The 15,473-nt window shown below is 66.9% G+C and carries 18 protein-coding genes; 7 read left to right on the forward strand and 11 right to left on the reverse strand.

The genetic code is table 11. The features are described from left to right. Nucleotides 1-89: 89 nt before the first annotated feature. The 3 genes from OMW55_RS12980 to OMW55_RS12990 are packed head-to-tail and all read right to left on the reverse strand — an operon-like array spanning nucleotide 90 to nucleotide 2,403. On the reverse strand, nucleotides 90-1,280 hold the full coding sequence (locus OMW55_RS12980; RefSeq protein WP_264883722.1) for a CCA tRNA nucleotidyltransferase: 1,191 nt from the start codon (nucleotides 1,278-1,280) through the stop codon (nucleotides 90-92). Then, the gene (locus OMW55_RS12985) at nucleotides 1,271-1,855 is read right to left on the reverse strand and encodes a CoA pyrophosphatase (protein ID WP_264883724.1); all 585 of its coding nucleotides are present in this window, start codon (nucleotides 1,853-1,855) and stop codon (nucleotides 1,271-1,273) included. The genes OMW55_RS12980 and OMW55_RS12985 overlap by 10 nt, the downstream gene beginning before the upstream one ends. After that, nucleotides 1,852-2,403 carry a DUF1285 domain-containing protein gene (locus OMW55_RS12990; RefSeq protein ID WP_264883726.1) on the reverse strand — a complete coding sequence of 184 codons (552 nt, stop codon included), beginning with the start codon at nucleotides 2,401-2,403 and terminating at the stop codon, nucleotides 1,852-1,854. The genes OMW55_RS12985 and OMW55_RS12990 overlap by 4 nt, the downstream gene beginning before the upstream one ends. An 86-nt stretch (nucleotides 2,404-2,489) precedes the next feature. Here OMW55_RS12990 and OMW55_RS12995 point away from each other — a divergent pair, with 86 nt between their 5' ends. The 6 genes from OMW55_RS12995 (at nucleotide 2,490) to OMW55_RS13020 (ending at nucleotide 6,473) form a co-directional block, all read left to right on the forward strand. Then, a complete protein-coding gene (locus tag OMW55_RS12995; protein WP_264884012.1) occupies nucleotides 2,490-3,224 on the forward strand; it encodes an SDR family oxidoreductase in 735 nt (244 codons plus the stop codon). Next, entirely contained in the window at nucleotides 3,221-3,649 is a 429-nt protein-coding gene (locus OMW55_RS13000; RefSeq protein WP_264883727.1) for a dihydroneopterin aldolase, read from the forward strand. Before OMW55_RS12995 ends, OMW55_RS13000 begins: the two co-directional genes overlap by 4 nt. A 189-nt stretch (nucleotides 3,650-3,838) precedes the next feature. Further along, the gene (locus OMW55_RS13005) at nucleotides 3,839-4,528 is read left to right on the forward strand and encodes an energy transducer TonB (RefSeq protein ID WP_264883728.1); all 690 of its coding nucleotides are present in this window, start codon (nucleotides 3,839-3,841) and stop codon (nucleotides 4,526-4,528) included. A gap of 43 nt (nucleotides 4,529-4,571) precedes the next feature. Beyond that, nucleotides 4,572-5,450: a MotA/TolQ/ExbB proton channel family protein gene (locus tag OMW55_RS13010; protein ID WP_319950674.1), complete on the forward strand. Its 879-nt coding sequence runs from the start codon at nucleotides 4,572-4,574 to the stop codon at nucleotides 5,448-5,450. Between the two features lie 72 nt (nucleotides 5,451-5,522). Further along, nucleotides 5,523-6,011 carry an ExbD/TolR family protein gene (locus tag OMW55_RS13015; protein ID WP_264883730.1) on the forward strand — a complete coding sequence of 163 codons (489 nt, stop codon included), beginning with the start codon at nucleotides 5,523-5,525 and terminating at the stop codon, nucleotides 6,009-6,011. Nucleotides 6,012-6,050: 39 nt separating this feature from the next. Next, nucleotides 6,051-6,473: an ExbD/TolR family protein gene (locus tag OMW55_RS13020; RefSeq protein WP_264884014.1), complete on the forward strand. Its 423-nt coding sequence runs from the start codon at nucleotides 6,051-6,053 to the stop codon at nucleotides 6,471-6,473. 266 nt (nucleotides 6,474-6,739) lie between these two features. On the opposite strand, the gene OMW55_RS13025 is transcribed toward OMW55_RS13020, so the two are convergent. The 3 genes from OMW55_RS13025 to OMW55_RS13035 form a co-directional block, all read right to left on the reverse strand. Beyond that, nucleotides 6,740-7,087 carry a tRNA-binding protein gene (locus OMW55_RS13025; RefSeq protein WP_264883731.1) on the reverse strand — a complete coding sequence of 116 codons (348 nt, stop codon included), beginning with the start codon at nucleotides 7,085-7,087 and terminating at the stop codon, nucleotides 6,740-6,742. Continuing rightward, a complete protein-coding gene (locus OMW55_RS13030; protein ID WP_264883733.1) occupies nucleotides 7,084-7,587 on the reverse strand; it encodes a DUF2243 domain-containing protein in 504 nt (167 codons plus the stop codon). The genes OMW55_RS13025 and OMW55_RS13030 overlap by 4 nt, the downstream gene beginning before the upstream one ends. 62 nt (nucleotides 7,588-7,649) lie before the next feature. After that, entirely contained in the window at nucleotides 7,650-9,437 is a 1,788-nt protein-coding gene (locus OMW55_RS13035) for an ABC transporter transmembrane domain-containing protein (protein ID WP_264883735.1), read from the reverse strand. Nucleotides 9,438-9,588: 151 nt separating this feature from the next. On the opposite strand from OMW55_RS13035, the gene OMW55_RS13040 reads away from it, so the two are divergent. Next, nucleotides 9,589-10,821: a polyhydroxyalkanoate depolymerase gene (locus tag OMW55_RS13040; protein ID WP_264883736.1), complete on the forward strand. Its 1,233-nt coding sequence runs from the start codon at nucleotides 9,589-9,591 to the stop codon at nucleotides 10,819-10,821. A gap of 105 nt (nucleotides 10,822-10,926) precedes the next feature. Here OMW55_RS13040 and OMW55_RS13045 read toward each other — a convergent pair whose 3' ends face one another. From OMW55_RS13045 to OMW55_RS13065, 5 genes are all read right to left on the reverse strand, one after another. Further along, entirely contained in the window at nucleotides 10,927-12,357 is a 1,431-nt protein-coding gene (locus OMW55_RS13045) for an MFS transporter (RefSeq protein WP_264883738.1), read from the reverse strand. Then, entirely contained in the window at nucleotides 12,354-12,623 is a 270-nt protein-coding gene (locus OMW55_RS13050) for a hypothetical protein (RefSeq protein ID WP_264883740.1), read from the reverse strand. The genes OMW55_RS13045 and OMW55_RS13050 overlap by 4 nt, the downstream gene beginning before the upstream one ends. Before the next feature lie 43 nt (nucleotides 12,624-12,666). Continuing rightward, nucleotides 12,667-13,590, reverse strand: coding sequence for a hypothetical protein (locus OMW55_RS13055; protein ID WP_264883741.1), 924 nt, complete (start codon nucleotides 13,588-13,590; stop codon nucleotides 12,667-12,669). Nucleotides 13,591-13,730: 140 nt separating this feature from the next. Further along, complete coding sequence (locus OMW55_RS13060; RefSeq protein WP_264883743.1) at nucleotides 13,731-14,918, reverse strand: acetyl-CoA C-acyltransferase; 1,188 nt, start codon at nucleotides 14,916-14,918, stop codon at nucleotides 13,731-13,733. Nucleotides 14,919-14,948: 30 nt separating this feature from the next. After that, the gene (locus tag OMW55_RS13065; protein ID WP_264883745.1) at nucleotides 14,949-15,404 is read right to left on the reverse strand and encodes a MaoC family dehydratase; all 456 of its coding nucleotides are present in this window, start codon (nucleotides 15,402-15,404) and stop codon (nucleotides 14,949-14,951) included. Nucleotides 15,405-15,473: the final 69 nt, after the last annotated feature.

The raw sequence follows: 15,473 nt of genomic DNA on the forward strand, positions 1-15,473 counted from the left end.
GGCTCACGGCCGTATCGCGTGGGGCGTCGGCTGCATTACATCGGCGCACTTCCCTGCCGTTGGACCGAGTCCGGCGGTATGGCAGTCCGCTATCCCTGCTCAGCGGCTGCCTCGAGCGCCTCGCCCACCAGCTGGGCGAGGCGCTCCTTGCCTGGGAAGCCTTCCGCCACCCAGCGCCGCTCAATCGTCTGCAGAGTGCGGGCGACCGCCGGGCCGGGAACGAGGCCGCGACGGATGAGGTCGCCGCCTCCGACTGGCAATTTGTGCGGGACGAAGTGGCTCAGGGCGGCGGCGTCCTCCGCCTGGCCGGACAGCAGGAGGCGATCCTCGGCGCCCTCGCGTCCGATCCAGTAAGCGAGCGCTTGCGCGCTGCCATTCAGCTCCGGGGTGCTCGCAACCGCCAGCCGCTTGCGGGCCTTATTCGACAGCTTGAGCCGGGCGGCGACCCGCTCCGCCACCACCGGATCTGACGGCAGCAACGCGGCGAGCCTGCGCAGTGCGTCGGGGCTGATGCCTGCGACTGTTTCCGCCCGGATGAGCGCCGCGAGCCGGTCACAGCGATCGGCCGCAATCTCCGGCACGACCGGACGCAGGATGGAGTGCCGCACCATCAGTTCCACTGTCGCCGCAGGGTCGGGAATGGCTAGCAGCTTCAGCAGTTCGTCGGCGATCCGCTCGCGGGACAATGCCATCAGATCGTTGGCCCTGGCGATGCAGGCCGCCAGACTTCTCGAATCAGGCTCGACGCCCCCGAACCGCGCCTGAAAGCGGAAGAAGCGCAGAATGCGAAGGTGGTCCTCGGCGATGCGACGCAGCGGCTCGCCGATGAACCGCACCCGCCCGTCCGTAAGATCGCGCTGGCCGTCGAAGTAGTCGATCAACCGGCGCTCGGCCGGGTCCCAGTAGAGTGCGTTGATGGTGAAATCACGACGCTCGGCGTCGGATTGCCAATCATCCGTAAAGGCGACAGTCGCGCGGCGGCCATCCGTGCTGACGTCGGCGCGAAGCGTGGTGATCTCCACTGGTTGCCGGTGGATGACTGCCGTCACCGTGCCATGCTCGATGCCGGTCGGGACCGTCTTGATGTCGGCTGCCCCGCATCGCCGCATCACTTCGTAGGGAGTAAGCGTGGTGGCGAGATCCACATCTTGAACATCGAGGCCCAGCAGGCGATCGCGAACGGCGCCGCCGACGAAGCGGCTGGTGCCGGTCCCCAGCGCCCGCAGCAGCTCGGCAATCCCAGGCCGGGCCGCGAGTTCGTCGAGGGCGCTCAGCTCCATCCGAGCCGCCGGGTCAGGTTGACCAGCATGGCGGCGGTGGCGCCCCAGATGCGCCGCCCGCGCCAATCGATCTGATAGTAAGTGCGCATCTGCCCCTGGAATTCAGCCTCCACTGCGCGCTGATTGGCGGGATCGAGCACGAAGGCAAGCGGCGCCTCGAACCAGTCCGCGACCTCATGCTCATGTGGGGTAAGGGGTAGATCCGGAGCCACTTGTCCAAGCACCGGCGTGACGCAGTAGCCGGTGACCGTCCGGTAGGGATCGGCGACACCCCAGAGCTCCACCTGCGCGGGTGGGAGGCCGATTTCCTCATGCGCCTCGCGCAGGGCCGCCGCCGTTGCGTCCGCGTCCTCCGCGTCGATCCGGCCACCGGGAAACGCGATCTGCCCCGCATGGGTACGCAAGTGCTCTCGCCTGACCGTCAGCAGCAAGCCGGGCTCGGCGCGACGGGTGATCGCGACCAGGACCGCTGCCGGACGCAGTTCGCCGGTGGTTGCTTCGACCAGGTCCCCGGCCAGCAGATGGGCAGGAGCGGGTGTCGCCAGTGATGCCCGCACTTCGTCGACCAGGGTCATGCTTGGAGTGGAAAGAACAGGCCATCGCTCCAAACGCCGGGCTGCGCCGGGTCCTCGGCCAGGGCAACTTCGGCCAGCTCGTAATAGACCGGTCGCGCCAGGATGGCATTGAGGCCCGAACGCACATGCACCAGCGGGGCACCGTCTTGCAGACGAAGTTCGTGACCGGGTCCCAGCACCACCGCGTCGCCGCTGTTGATGCCAAAGGCGATGCGGCGCTCGCGCCCGGCGCCCTCCGTGACCATGGAAGTCGCCACTAACGGCGCCAGTTCGACTTCGATGGACAACTTTTCGCCCGGTGTGACCAGGACGAAGCTGCCGTCCGGCTCCCGACGCAGGATGCGCGAGAACTGCCGTACCAACGCCTCGCGCCCGATGGGAGCGCCCTGGTGAAACCAGCTGCCGTCTCGAGCGATGCGCATGTCACTCGATCCGCAATGACTTGGGTGCCACTGCTCGACGGGCGGGAACCGCCTAGCCGCGATCGCCTCCGCGACTTCCGCAATGCTTCGTCCGGCGACGTCGATTGGCACTAGCGTTTCGGGCATGACCCCGCATGTAAGCCGCAGCCCGTCAGACGCAACGGCGCGGCGCTTTTGCGCTTCGCCCGCCTGCCCGTTAAGGGCGCACGGTGATGAAACGAACGGCGATCGTGACCGGCGGCGGCAAGCGCGTGGGGCGGGTGTTGGCCGAGCGGCTGCTCGCAGACGGCTGGACGGTGGTGGCGCATGTCCACCACGAAACGGACGAGGTCCCTGCCGGTGCGATCAGGGCGGTTGCGGATCTCGCCTCACCAGATTGCGCAGAGCCGATCCTGGCTGCTTGTCCGGCACCCCCGCAGCTGCTGGTCAACAATGGCGCGCGCTTTGCGTCCGACGACCTCGGCGGCTTCAATCCGCAGGAGTTTGCGGCGCACATGGCCGTGAACGTCCAGGCACCCACACTGCTGACGCGGGCCTTCGCCGCGGCGGGCGGCACGGGCGACCGGCTCATCGTCAACATCCTCGATGCCAAGCTGGCGGCGCCCAATCCGGATTTCCTCAGCTATACGCTGTCCAAGGCGGCGCTTGCGGCGCTGACCGACGTCTCTGCCCGGGCGTTGGCCGGGCAGGGGATCAGGGTCAATGGAATTGCGCCTGCGCTGATGCTGCTGTCGGCGGGACAGACGAAAGGCAACTTCGACCGGGCCCATGGGCTGAACCCGCTTGGACGAGGGGTTACGCCCGATCACGTCTGGACTGCGCTACGCTTTCTGCTGGACTCGGATGTGACGACCGGCGAGGTGCTCACCATTGATGGCGGCCAGCGCTTCCTCGGCTTGTCGCGCGACGTTCAATTCCTCGACCTTTCGCCCACTGGAGCGCCATGAGCGACGTTGTTCCCTTCAAGCCGCGGCTGGACGGGCTGGTGCCCGAATCACTGGCCGTGCGCTCGGTCAAGATCCACCTCGACTCGCTGGAGGTGATGGCCGACATTGGCTTTCATGAGTTCGAGATCGGCGCTCCGCAGCGGCTCCTGATCAGCGTGGAGGTCTGGCTGGAGGACTGCTACCGGCCGACCAACGACGAGGCTGGCAACGCCTGGAACTACGATCATCTGCGGATCGAGGTGGAGCGGATCGCGCGCTCGCGTCGGTTCAACCTGCAGGAAACGTTATTGGCGGAAATCTACAGCTGGATTGCTGCGCGGGACGGAGTGAAGGGTCTTCGGGTGGCAAGTTGCAAGCCGGACGTTTACCCCAACGCTCGCGGAGTAGGGGTGGAGATCGCGTCGTTCGCCGGCGTGGCGCCATGAACCGACGTCCACATCTGTATCGTCGGTGGAACATTATGATTGCGCCGCCATTATGGGGTTATTAAGGAAGCGCGCCGGTTGCCGATGATATGTTGATACGTCGGCAAACCTTACCAGTCGGAATGGCGCACGACATCGCCGTTCTGAGTGGCGGGGAGCCGGAGCCCGCTTAAGGAGATTTGCGGCAGAATGTCTTACGCCAATCGCAGGCAGATGAGTGGCAACAGGACAGTGGCGATCGTAGTCGTCGCTCTGATCCATGTGCTCATCGGGTACGCTCTCATCACGGGTCTGGCGTACAGTGTCGTCAAGAAGGCCGCCGAGGACCTGAAGACGTTCGACGTCGAGGACGAGCCGCCGCCCCCGCCGGAGGAGCCGCCGCCCCCGCCGGAGCAGCCGCAGGTGGAAACGCCGCCGCCGCCGGTGGTTTCGCCGCCGCCGCTGGTGCGAACCAACACCCCGCCGCCCCCGGTATCCACGGCTCCCGTAGCCCCGCCGCCGGTGACCACCTACACCGCGACTCCGGCGCCGCCCGCGCCGCCGGCGCCTCCGCCTCCGCCGCCGCCGCCGCGGCCGGTGATCAGCCAGGCGGCCAAGGCGCGCGGCTCGCTGCCCGGCCTGTTCTCGACGGATGACTATCCGCAGGACGCGATCCGCAACGAACAGCAGGGCACGACGTCCGTTTCGCTGACCATCGGCACCGACGGTCGGGTAAGCGGCTGCACGGTGAGTGGTTCGAGCGGCTCTGCGTCGCTGGACAATGCGACTTGCCGGATCATCCGCTCTCGGGCGCGCTACACGCCGGCCAAGGATCAGAGCGGCAATCCCATCGCGGGCACGGATAGCGCCCGGATCCGCTGGGTTCTGCCGGAAGAGTAAGTTTGAAGCCCCTTCCAACGAGTTCTAACCAAGGAAACGCACTATGAACTTCGTGACTGTGATGGCCGCCGCCGCCGCTGCACCGGCCGGGGACAGCCCGTACGGCATCACCCAGGCCCTGAAGGAGGGCGGGGTCATCTCGATCGCGACCTTCACCATCCTGGTGGGCATGTCGATCTTCTCCTTCTACATCCTCTTCACCAAGCTGTTCGAGCAGCAGAAGATCATCAGCCAGGGCAAGAAGGTCCGCTCGGGCTTCTGGAACTCGCCGAATCTCAAGGATGCAGCGACGAAGCTGGACCAGCGCAGCGCTTACCGCGCCATCGTCGACGACGCGCTGGTTGCGCAGGACCAGCACGGCAAGCTGACCAACCCGATCGACCAGCATGACTGGATGGCGAACTCGCTGGCCCGTTCGCAGGGCTCGATTGGCGCCCGTCTCGGCGAAGGCCTGGCCTTCCTCGCGACCGTCGGTTCGACCGCTCCGTTCATCGGTCTGTTCGGTACGGTGGTCGGCATCTACCGCGCCCTGATCAAGATCGGCGCGTCGGGTCAGGCCTCGATCTCCACGGTCGCGGGTCCGGTCGGTGAGGCGCTGATCATGACCGCGCTCGGCCTGGTCGTCGCGGTTCCGGCCGTGCTCGCTTACAACTGGCTGATCCGTCGCAACAAGTCGATCATGGAGGACCTCGCTGCCTTCACGAACGACCTGCACGGCTACATCATGTCGGAAGGCAAGGTTAAGCCGAGCATGAACGCGTCGGGCGCCGCTGCCGCGGGTTCGTCCTCGGTCGCTCGGGGGGCGCAGACCCGCTCGGGCACTGCTCCGACCCCGGCCGGCACGCAGCCGCTGACCACCGGCCAGACCTCGACGGGTCAGCAGGCCGGCGGCACCGGCACGACCACTGTCGACCGCCGCTAACAGGGACTGGAAACGGACCGGCGGCGGGGCGCCGCCGGTCCAACCTCTCAAGCTGAAGAAAGCCGTAACCCGATGGCAATGAGCGTAGGCAAGGAAGAGGGCGACGACGTCCCCATGTCGGACATCAACACCACGCCGCTGGTCGACGTGATGCTGGTGCTCCTGATCATCTTCCTGATCGCCGTTCCGGTGGTGGTGCAGACTGTGCCCTTGCAACTGCCCAAGACCGTCTACGAACCGCGTGAGACCAAGCCGGAGAACGTCGAGCTGACCATCCGCGGCGGCCCTGGCGATACGTGCGAGGTCTACTGGGGCATGCAGCGGGTCAGCTCCCAGGAGCTGCTCGACCGTTCGGTCAAGAAGCTCGAGGATGCGGTTGCAGCCGCTGGCGGAGCGGAAAACCTGACGGAAGAGACCATGCCCGAAGCGCATCTGCGTGGTGACATCAACACGCCGTACAAGTGCATTGGCGGGGCGGTTTTCACCATGCAGCGTGCCGGTTTTGCACGCGTGGGCTTCGTGTCCGAGCCGCCGGCCGGCGCGACAGTCGCCCGCCTGTAAGCTTCGCAGCGCCAAGAGAAGGATCCGCCAACCATGGCGATGCAGACGACGAGCAACAACACCGACGGCGAACCGATGATGGAGATGAACACCACTCCGCTCATCGACGTCATGCTGGTGCTGATCATCATGCTGATCATCACCATTCCGCCGCAGACCCATGCCGTTAAGCTGGACCTGCCGCAGAACAGCAACAGCACGCCGCCGCCGATCGATCCGATCAAGAACAAGATCGTCGTGACGGCCAACGGTTCGACCCTATGGAACGGGACGCCCGTTAATCTGGTCCAGTTGCGCCAGTACCTAGACCAGACCCAGCAAATGAACCCGGAGCCGGAGCTGCACCTGCAGCCGGAGCCGAACGCCCGCTACGAGACGGTCGATGAGGTGCTGGTAGTGACCAAGCAGGCGAAGGTCAGCAAGATGGGCTTCGTCGGCAACGAGGCCTACGGCAACTTCTAACCGTTCGATCGGGACCATCCCGATTGCGACTAGGGGCGGCGCCACCCGGTGCCGCCCCTTCTTTTTGGCTGGCCCCAGCTCAACAGAAGTGCGGTCGTTGCGCGATCGGTCCTGCACCAAACGAGGAAAGGGATGGCTGCCTCTAAGGTCCCTAGCCCCGCTCGCCGCGTCGTGCGCGATGGACATCACCCCTGATGTGAGATGTCGCTCCGCAGTAGGTCCAATCGGGTGATCGACGGCCTCATCGGCCACCAGCCTTCATCACCTTAGAACAGGCGTCCGCCCAAGGGCACCTGCTGGTCGGGAGCGACTAGCACCACCCTGCCGTCCGCGTCGGGAAAGCCGAGCGTCAGCACCTCGCTCATGAACGGCCCAATCTGACGCGGCGGGAAATTGACCACCGCAGCCACGAGCCGACCGGGTAGGTCCTCGAGCGTATAACACTCGGCGATCTGCGCAGAGGAACGCCGGGTCCCAATCTCCGGCCCGAAGTCGATGGTGAGCTTGAATGCCGGCTTGCGCGCCTGAGGGAATGGCTCGGCGGCAACGATGCGGCCGACCCGGATGTCCACGGCCGCGAACTGCTGGAAGGTAATAGCGGGCGAGCTAGTCATGGCCGACGCATGGCGGAAGCGGCGTGACCAGGAAAGTGCCGTCGTCGTCCCATGACGTGACCGACTCCAATCAGAACGACGCCCGACGCCAGGAACAGCCAATCCCAAGCGGAGACGCCAAGGGTCTCGAGCACATGATGCAGTTGGAGGATGTGGTGATCGATGACGCCCTCGACCAGGTTGAACCAGCCCCAGCCCGCAAGCAGGTAGCCCACCAGTGCGAGACCCGATGGTGGAAAATCCCCTCGCTGCTTTAGAGCGTTCCACAGCAGGGCGATGCCGGCGATCGTCGCAAGCAGGCTGAAGGCATGAAAGAGGCCATCGGCCATCATGTTCGTCTTCATGTTGGCCATCGTGGTCGGGGGCAGCCTGGCGGACAGCATATTATGCCACTGCAGGATCTGGTGGAGCAGGATGCCATCGAAAAAGCCGCCCAGGCCGATCCCCAGGACGATGCCTGCCGGTGCAAGCGAGGCCCCGTGAACTTGTGTCCTTGCCATCGCTGAGCTCCTTGCGGGTGCAGCGCTCCCGAAGGCAGGCGGTTCCTGCGGCGGGCTTCGGCCTATGCGGCCTCACCCTGGAACTGGAGCCGAGCAAGCCGAGCGTAGAGGCCACCAGTGGCAGTAAGTTCCGCGTGGGTGCCCTGTTCGACGATCCGGCCGCCATCCATCACCACGATCCGGTCGGCGGCGCGAACAGTCGCGAGGCGGTGGGCGATCACGACGGTGGTGCGTGTCTTCATCAGCCGTTCCAAGGCCTGCTGCACGGCGGCCTCGCTCTCGGCATCGAGCGCGCTGGTGGCCTCGTCCAGCAGCAGCAGTGGGGCGTCGCGGAGCAGGGCACGGGCGATTGCGATACGCTGGCGCTGGCCGCCTGACAGACGGGCGCCGCCCTCGCCGAGGAAGGTGTCGTAACCATCCGGCAGCGCGCCGAGGAAATCATCGGCGTTCGCGGCCTTCGCGGCAGCCTCGATCTCCGCGTCCGTGGCCTCCCACCGACCGTAGCGGAGGTTGTCGCGGGCCGAGGCGGCGAAGATGACCGTTTCTTGAGGAACGAGGGCGATACGGGCGCGAACCGAGGAAGGGTCCGCGTCACGCACGTCCACCCCGTCGACCAGCACGCGGCCGCCCTGCGGATCGTAGAAGCGGAGCGCTAGCTGGAACAGGGTCGACTTGCCGGCGCCGGAAGGGCCGACCACCGCCACGGTCTCGCCGGGCGAGACGTGCAGGGTAACGCCATGCAGCGCCTTGTCGTCCGGCCGGGTAGGATAGCGGAACTCGACATCGTCGAACGCCAGGCTTCCGACGGCAGGCTGGGGCAGGGCGGTGGGGCGCTCCGGTGCCCGGATCTCGGCCTGCGCCGATAGAAGCTCGCTGATGCGCCCGGCGGCGCCCGATCCACGCAGCAGGTCCCCGTACACCTCCGACAAGGCAGCAAAGGCGCCGCCGACCAGTACTCCGGTAAACACGAAGGCCGCAATCTCACCGCCGGTCATCCGGCCGGCAGCCACGTCCCGCGCGCCTTCCCAGATGACCAGGACGATCGCGCCGAAAAATAGTGCGATCAGGACCACGGTCATGATGGCGCGCAGGCGCATGCGGGTCTTGGCGGTGGCAAAGGCGCGCTCGACAGTCGCGGCGAAGCGGTCTTCCTCGCGACGTTCCTGGCCAAAGGCCTGGACGATGCGCATCGCGCCAAGCACTTCGGAGACGTTTGAGCCGACGTCGGCGATGCGATCCTGGCTGGCGCGCGACAGCGCCCGGACCTTGCGCCCGAACAGGAGGATCGGCCCGAACAGCAGGGGGATGGCGACCAGCAGCATGCCCGCGAGCTTGGGGCTGAGCGCGAACAGGTAGACGATACCGCCGATGCCGGTCACCACGTTGCGCAGGGCAACGGAGACGGACGAGCCGACCACCTGTTCGAGGATGGCGGTGTCCGCGGTCAGGCGGGAGGCGATCTCGCTTGGCCGGTTCTCCTCGAAGAAGCGGGGCGGAAGGGTCAGCAGGTTTTGCTGCACCCGGCGGCGGAGATCGGCAACGGTGCGCTCGCCCAGCCAAGATACGAAGTAGAAGCGGAACCCCGTGGCGAGCGCCAGGACCAGCACGGTGACCAGCAGCAGCTGGAAGGCTTGGGTGACGGCAACGCCGCTGACCGACCCGCCGGCAAAGCCACGGTCGATTACCTGCTTGAAGCCATAGGGGATTGCGAGGGTGGCGGCCGAGCTGACGGCGAGCGCCAGCAGGGCACCGACGATCCGCCCGGGATAGCGCCCGGCAACGGCGTAGATGACCTTGAGACTGCCGAGATTGCGGCTCTGCTTGTCGGGTGTGTCAGGGGCGCTGGCCATGGCCGGCGGTTAGCAGGGGCAGCCACTGAAACAAAGCTGTTGCACCCGCTCCACGTTGGCGGATGTAGTTACGACCGCTTAACGATCGGTCTTGCCGGGCAACCTTTTCGCTCCCACACCGGTTTGCAAGGAAACGGATCGACGAGGTCGGATGCTCTACGACGCTTATGAAGTGCAGCGCTCCTGGCTGGCCGGCGCAAGCCAGCTGGCGAACTGGGGATCCACATGGCTCAATAGCCCGGGCAACCCCCTGCGCTACTCAGGCATGAGCCCGTACATCGCCGCCAGCCTGGACGTGTTCGCCCACGCCTCGGCGCCGCGTGGCAAGCCCGCGTTCGACATCTTCGACACGACGGTCGCGGGCAAGCTGCTGCCGGTCCGTGAGGAGATCGTGCTGCGCAAGCCGTTCGGGCAGCTGAAGCATTTTGTGAAGGACGGCGGGCCGGAGGGCCAGCCCAAGCTGCTGATCGTGGCCCCGATGTCGGGGCATTATGCGACGCTGCTGCGCGGGACGGTGGAGCGGATGCTGCCGGGCCACGAGGTGTTCATCACCGACTGGCAGGACGCCAAGCTGGTGCCGCTGGAGCGCGGACGGTTCGATCTCGACGACTACATCGATTACCTGATCGAGTTCCTGGCCGCGATCGGCCCCGGCGCGCACATGCTTGCGGTGTGCCAGCCGTCGGTGCCGGCCTATGCCGCGGTGGCGGTCATGAACGCCGATGCGCATCCGTGCACGCCGGCCTCGCTGACCATGATGGGCGGCCCGGTCGATACGCGGGAGGCGCCGACGGCCGTCAACTCGCTGGCGACCGAGCGGCCCCATGCCTGGTTCCAGAACAACGTCGTCGCGACCGTGCCCGGCATCTACCCCGGGGGCGGGCGCAAGGTGTATCCGGGCTTCCTGCAGCTCGCCGGCTTCATGACCATGAACCTCGGCAGCCACCTGATGAGCCACTGGGAGATGTTCAAGCATCTGGTGGTGGGCGACGAGGAGAGCGCCGACGCGACCCGCGACTTCTATGACGAATATCGCTCCGTCTGCGACATGACGGCGGAGTTCTACCTGCAGACGGTGGACGTCGTGTTCCAACGGCACCTGCTGCCGAAGGGCGAAATGACGCACCGTGGGCGCTCCGTCGACCCGGCGGCGATCACCCGGACGGCGTTGCTGGCGGTCGAGGGCGAGCGGGATGACATTTCGGGTATCGGCCAGACCAAGGCGGCACTCGATCTGGCGACCGGCCTGGCTGAGGAGAAGAAACACTACCTCATGGCCAAGGAGGTCGGCCACTATGGCATCTTCAATGGCCGCAAGTGGCGGGAGCGGATCGCGCCCGTGGTCGAGAAATTCATCGTCGATAACAACAAGCCCTTGAACTGACAGGCGAAAGGGCCATCTCCCGCTTACTGTTCAACAACTGAAAGGAGGTGGTCGAATGTCTCATTGTCCCAAGTCGGTGAGCGTCGCCTCCAACGAGGTTCACGCCTAAGCGTCGGCGCTTGCCGAACAAGACAATGCGGAAGGCCGCTCGGGTTCGTCCCGGGCGGCCTTCTTCTTTTCGGCGACCGTGAGCCACCCGGTCAGGCCGGCCGCGATGCTGATCGCGGCGCCTGCGATCAGCGCGACGTGGAAGCTCGCGATCAGCCCCTGTCCCTTGCTGGCCAGCACCGCGCCGAGCAGGGCAGTGGCGATCAACCCGCCGGTGCGGGCCACTGCGCTGTTGAGGCCGCTGGCCGTGCCGCTGTGGCGATCGTCGACGGACGCCAGCACCGTGCTGGTCAGCGGCGCGACCGCAAGCGCCATGCCGAAGGCGAGCAGCGTGACGGCGGGAAACACCGTGGTCCAATAGTCGGGGCCGCTTTCGATCCGGCGTGCGAGGAGCATGCCGGCGCCAACCACGCAGGGACCGACGGTGAGCGGCAAGCGGCCACCGATCCGCGCGGCAAGCTTGCCCATCAGCGGCGACGCGGTGGCGATCAGCACGGCCAGCGGCAGCATCGCCAGGCCCGCCTGGAGGGGGGAGAAGCCCTTGGCCTCGATCAGCACGTAGGGCAGCAACAGCATGACCGCGCCGAAGGCACCGTAGAGCAGGAAGGTGAGCCCGGTCAGGCCGACGAAGCTTGCGTTGCCGAACATGGCCAGCGGCATCATGGCCCGGTCGCCCCGCCGCCGCTCGGCCCACAGGAAGGCGGCAAGGCCGAGCAGCCCGCCGAGCAGCATGGCCAGCGACAGCGCGGTGAAGCGCAATTGCACCGACCATAGCGTGAGGCCCCAGGTGAGGGCGAGCAGTCCCAAGGTGGCGAGGATCGCGCCGGGATAATCGGTCCGGGCAGCGTCCTTGTTCGAACTTTCCGCGGCGAAGCGGGCGGCGAGCGCCATCGCTCCGCCGGCCAGCGGGAGGTTGAGGTAGAAGATCGACGGCCAGCCGACGTGATCGACCAGCCAGCCGCCGATCAGGGGAGCAACCGCCGCCGCCGCCGCACCGGCGGACGCCCAGATGCCGATCGCCCGGCCGCGCGCCTCACCTTCGAACGTGCTATTGAGCAGCGCCAGGCTGTTGGGCAGAAGCAGCGCCGCGCCGATCCCCTGCAGGACCCGTCCGGCGACCAGCAGGGCAAAGCCGGGCGCCAGCGCGCACAGCAGGGAGGCGGCGGCAAACAGCCCGGTGCCGATCAGCAGCAGGCGCCGGCGGCCATAATGGTCGCCCAATGCGCCGCCGAGCAGCAACAACGCCGACAAGGGCAGCAGATAGGCGTTGACCACCCACTGCACGTCGGTTGCGCCCGCGCCGAAGCTGTCCCGGATCGCGGGCAGGGCGACGTTGAGCACGGAGCCTTCGACGAAGCTCAGGCTGGAGGCGAGGATGCAGGCGGCGAGCGTCCAGCGGGGATGGCCGCCGCCGCCGCGGCTGGTCACTCGGCGTCGGCTTGCGCGTCGGCGATGCTGGCCTCGACCATCTGCATCCATACCTGCGGATCGCCCGCCGCCGCACCCGCCTGGTCGGTCTCGCGGATCGCGTGGAGCACGGCCAGCGCCTGGTTGCGATGCTCAGGCCAGACCTGGTCGATCTTCTGCCCGGCGGACGGGTCGCTGCCCTCCGCATTGCTGCTGTGCGCCGCGCCGGCGAGAACTCGGGCGATGCGTTCAATGAGGCTCGTGTGGCCGCCTTCGGGCATGGTCATGTCTCCTGTTTTGGAGACCCAACCCGTCAGGCGGCGGTTGGGTTCACGAAGCCGCTGCGGCCGGGCAGTTCGCCATGCGGCGCAGCGATTGTTCGATCCGCTGCCGAAGTTCCGGGCCTTTCATCTCGGCAAGCTGCTGCAGGTTGATTGAGCGATTGAGATCGGCCGCGACCCAGGCACCCACCAGATAACCGAAGCGCGGCGGCAGATGCGGCGACAGGCGGCTGAAGGTGAACAGCGCCTTGGCGTCGCGGTCGCCGTCGAGGCGCTCCACGACCGCACAGACGGCCTCCGTCCGGTGCGCCTCAACCGCCGGCCGGATCGGTTCGGGCACAGTCAGCAGCAGGTCGGCGTCACTCGCGCCAGGGTTGAGGGTCGCCGCGACATGGGTTGCCAGCCCTTCCTCCCACAGGCTGCACCAATTGTCCTTGCAGCCGGGGAACCGCTGCGCGTGATAGATGTGGAATAGTTCGTGCTGCACGAAGGCGCGGGCGTCGCCGTCGCCATGGTATTTGGCGATCATGTCCGCACCGAACATCAGCAGCGGCTTGTCGGAACCGGGGAGGGTGCGGGTCGCACCGTCGAACTCGCCAAGGGACACGACCAGGTAGATCTTCTGCCCCGGCGGAAGTGCGCCGACCTTGCGCTCGAAATCGGTGACGGCTGGGCCGATCATCGCGTTGAAGCGGGCGCGGACCCTGGTTGCGCCGGGGCGGGTGCTAGTGCGGTAGGTGCCGATCTCACGGGCGAGGTGGGCGCGATATTTGTCGGCTGGCGCCTCGATCCGGCGTGCGTCGTAGAAGCCGGGGAGCAACGTAGCGAAGCGCTGTTGCACGGCGTCGGCCTGCTGCGGCGGGGGAAGGGACGCGGTCTGGTCGACGACCTTGTCGAACTCGCCGACGAGGTCGACGACCTGCCAGGTTTGTGCGGGCTGGGTCGCGAGGAGGGCGGCGGCGAGGGCTAGCATGGTGACATGTTGAGCGAGGCCGTCACGGGAGTAAATCCCGTGACGTCGGTCCTGTCCAGCTGTGCTGGCAGGCCAGCCGGCCTTCGCCGTCTCTCAGCTAAGCCGCCCTCGCTTCGCTCCGTTTGGCTTAGCTTCGGCGGCTACAGGACTTCAAACAATCCCGCGGCGCCCATGCCGCCGCCGACGCACATGGTGACCACGACGTGCTTGGCGCCGCGGCGCTTGCCTTCGAGCAGGGCGTGGCCGGTCAGGCGGGCACCGCTCATGCCATACGGGTGGCCGATGGAGATGGCGCCGCCGTTGACGTTGAGCAGCTCGTCAGGGATGCCGAGCTTGTCCTGGCAGTAGAGCACCTGGACGGCGAAGGCCTCGTTCAGCTCCCACAGACCGATGTCCTCGACCTTGAGGCCGAAGCGGTTCAGCAGCTTGGGCACGGCGAAAACGGGACCGATGCCCATCTCGTCCGGCTCGGTGCCGGCGACCGCCATGCCGAGGTAACGGCCGAGCGGCTCCAGGCCCTTCTTCTCGGCGAGGCTCGCGTCCATGACGACGCAGGCCGAGGCACCATCCGACAGCTGGCTGGCGTTGCCGGCGGTGATCAGCTGTTCCGGGCCCATGACGGGCTGCAGCTTGGCCAGGTCCTCGAGCGTGGTCTGGGGACGGTTGCCCTCGTCCTTGGCGAGCGTGACCTCCTGCATGCTGGTCTCGCCGGTCTCCTTGTTCTTGACCGCCATGCGGGCGGTGACCTCGACGATCTCGTCGGCGAACACGCCGTTCGCTTGCGCGGCGGCGGTGCGCTGCTGGCTCTTGAGCGCATACTCGTCACAGCGCTCTCGGCTGATGCCGTAGCGCTTGCCGACGACCTCGGCGGTCTGGATCATCGGCATGTAGATGCCGTTGTGCATGGAGAGCAGCTCGGGGTCGGGGCCGACCCGCATCTCGGGGGTCTGGACGAGGCTGATGCTCTCGACGCCGCCGGCAACGCACACGTCCATGCGGTCGACGATGACCTGCTTGGCGGCAGTGGCGATCGCCATCAGGCCCGACGCGCACTGGCGGTCGATCGACATGCCGGCGACACCGACGCCCAGGCCGGCGCGGAGCGCGGCGGTGCGGCCGATGGTGGTCTGCACGCCCTGCTGGAGGGCGGCGCCCATGACGCAATCCTCGATCTCCTGCGGCTCGACCTTGGCGCGTTCGACCGCGGCGCGGATGGCGTGCGCGGCGAGGGTGGGAGAGGGCGTAGCGTTGAACGCGCCGCGGTAGGCGCGGCCGATCGGGGTGCGGGCGGTGGAGACGATAACGGCGTCGCGGGCGGCGGTGGGCATGGTGGCTCCTTAGGTGCTCAGGTGGCGGACTTAGGCGAAGACCTGGCCGATCCAGGTGGCGGACAGCGCGGGCTTGTCCTCCCCCTCGATCTCCACGGTCACGTCATGGGCGAACTGGTACTGGCCCGGGCGCTTCTCTTCGAAGCTGACGAGCGTGAACCGGCCGCGGACTTTGCTGCCGGCGCGGACCGGGGCAAGGAAGCGAACGCGGTCGAAGCCATAATTGACGCCCATCTTGGTCGTCTCGGGCACCAGCATGACGTCGGCAGCCATCCGGCTCAGAAGCGACAGCGACAGAAAGCCGTGGGCGATCGTCCCGCCGAACGGCGTCTGCTTCGCCAGCGCCTCATCCACGTGGATGAACTGGTGGTCCTCGGTGGCGTCGGCAAAGACGTTGATGCGGTCCTGGCCGACGGTGATCCAGTCGGACACGCCGAGCTCCTGGCCGACCTTGCTCTTGATCTGGTCAATGGGTGCGATTGGCATGGGTTTTCTCTAGCGACTGGAGTGGCGCCTGCAAGCGCCAGCGTGGGTCCACGTAGACACGCGAGGCGG

This window comes from Sphingomonas arvum (assembly GCF_026013565.1).
Taxonomy (GTDB): Bacteria; Pseudomonadota; Alphaproteobacteria; order Sphingomonadales; family Sphingomonadaceae; genus Sphingomicrobium; species Sphingomicrobium arvum.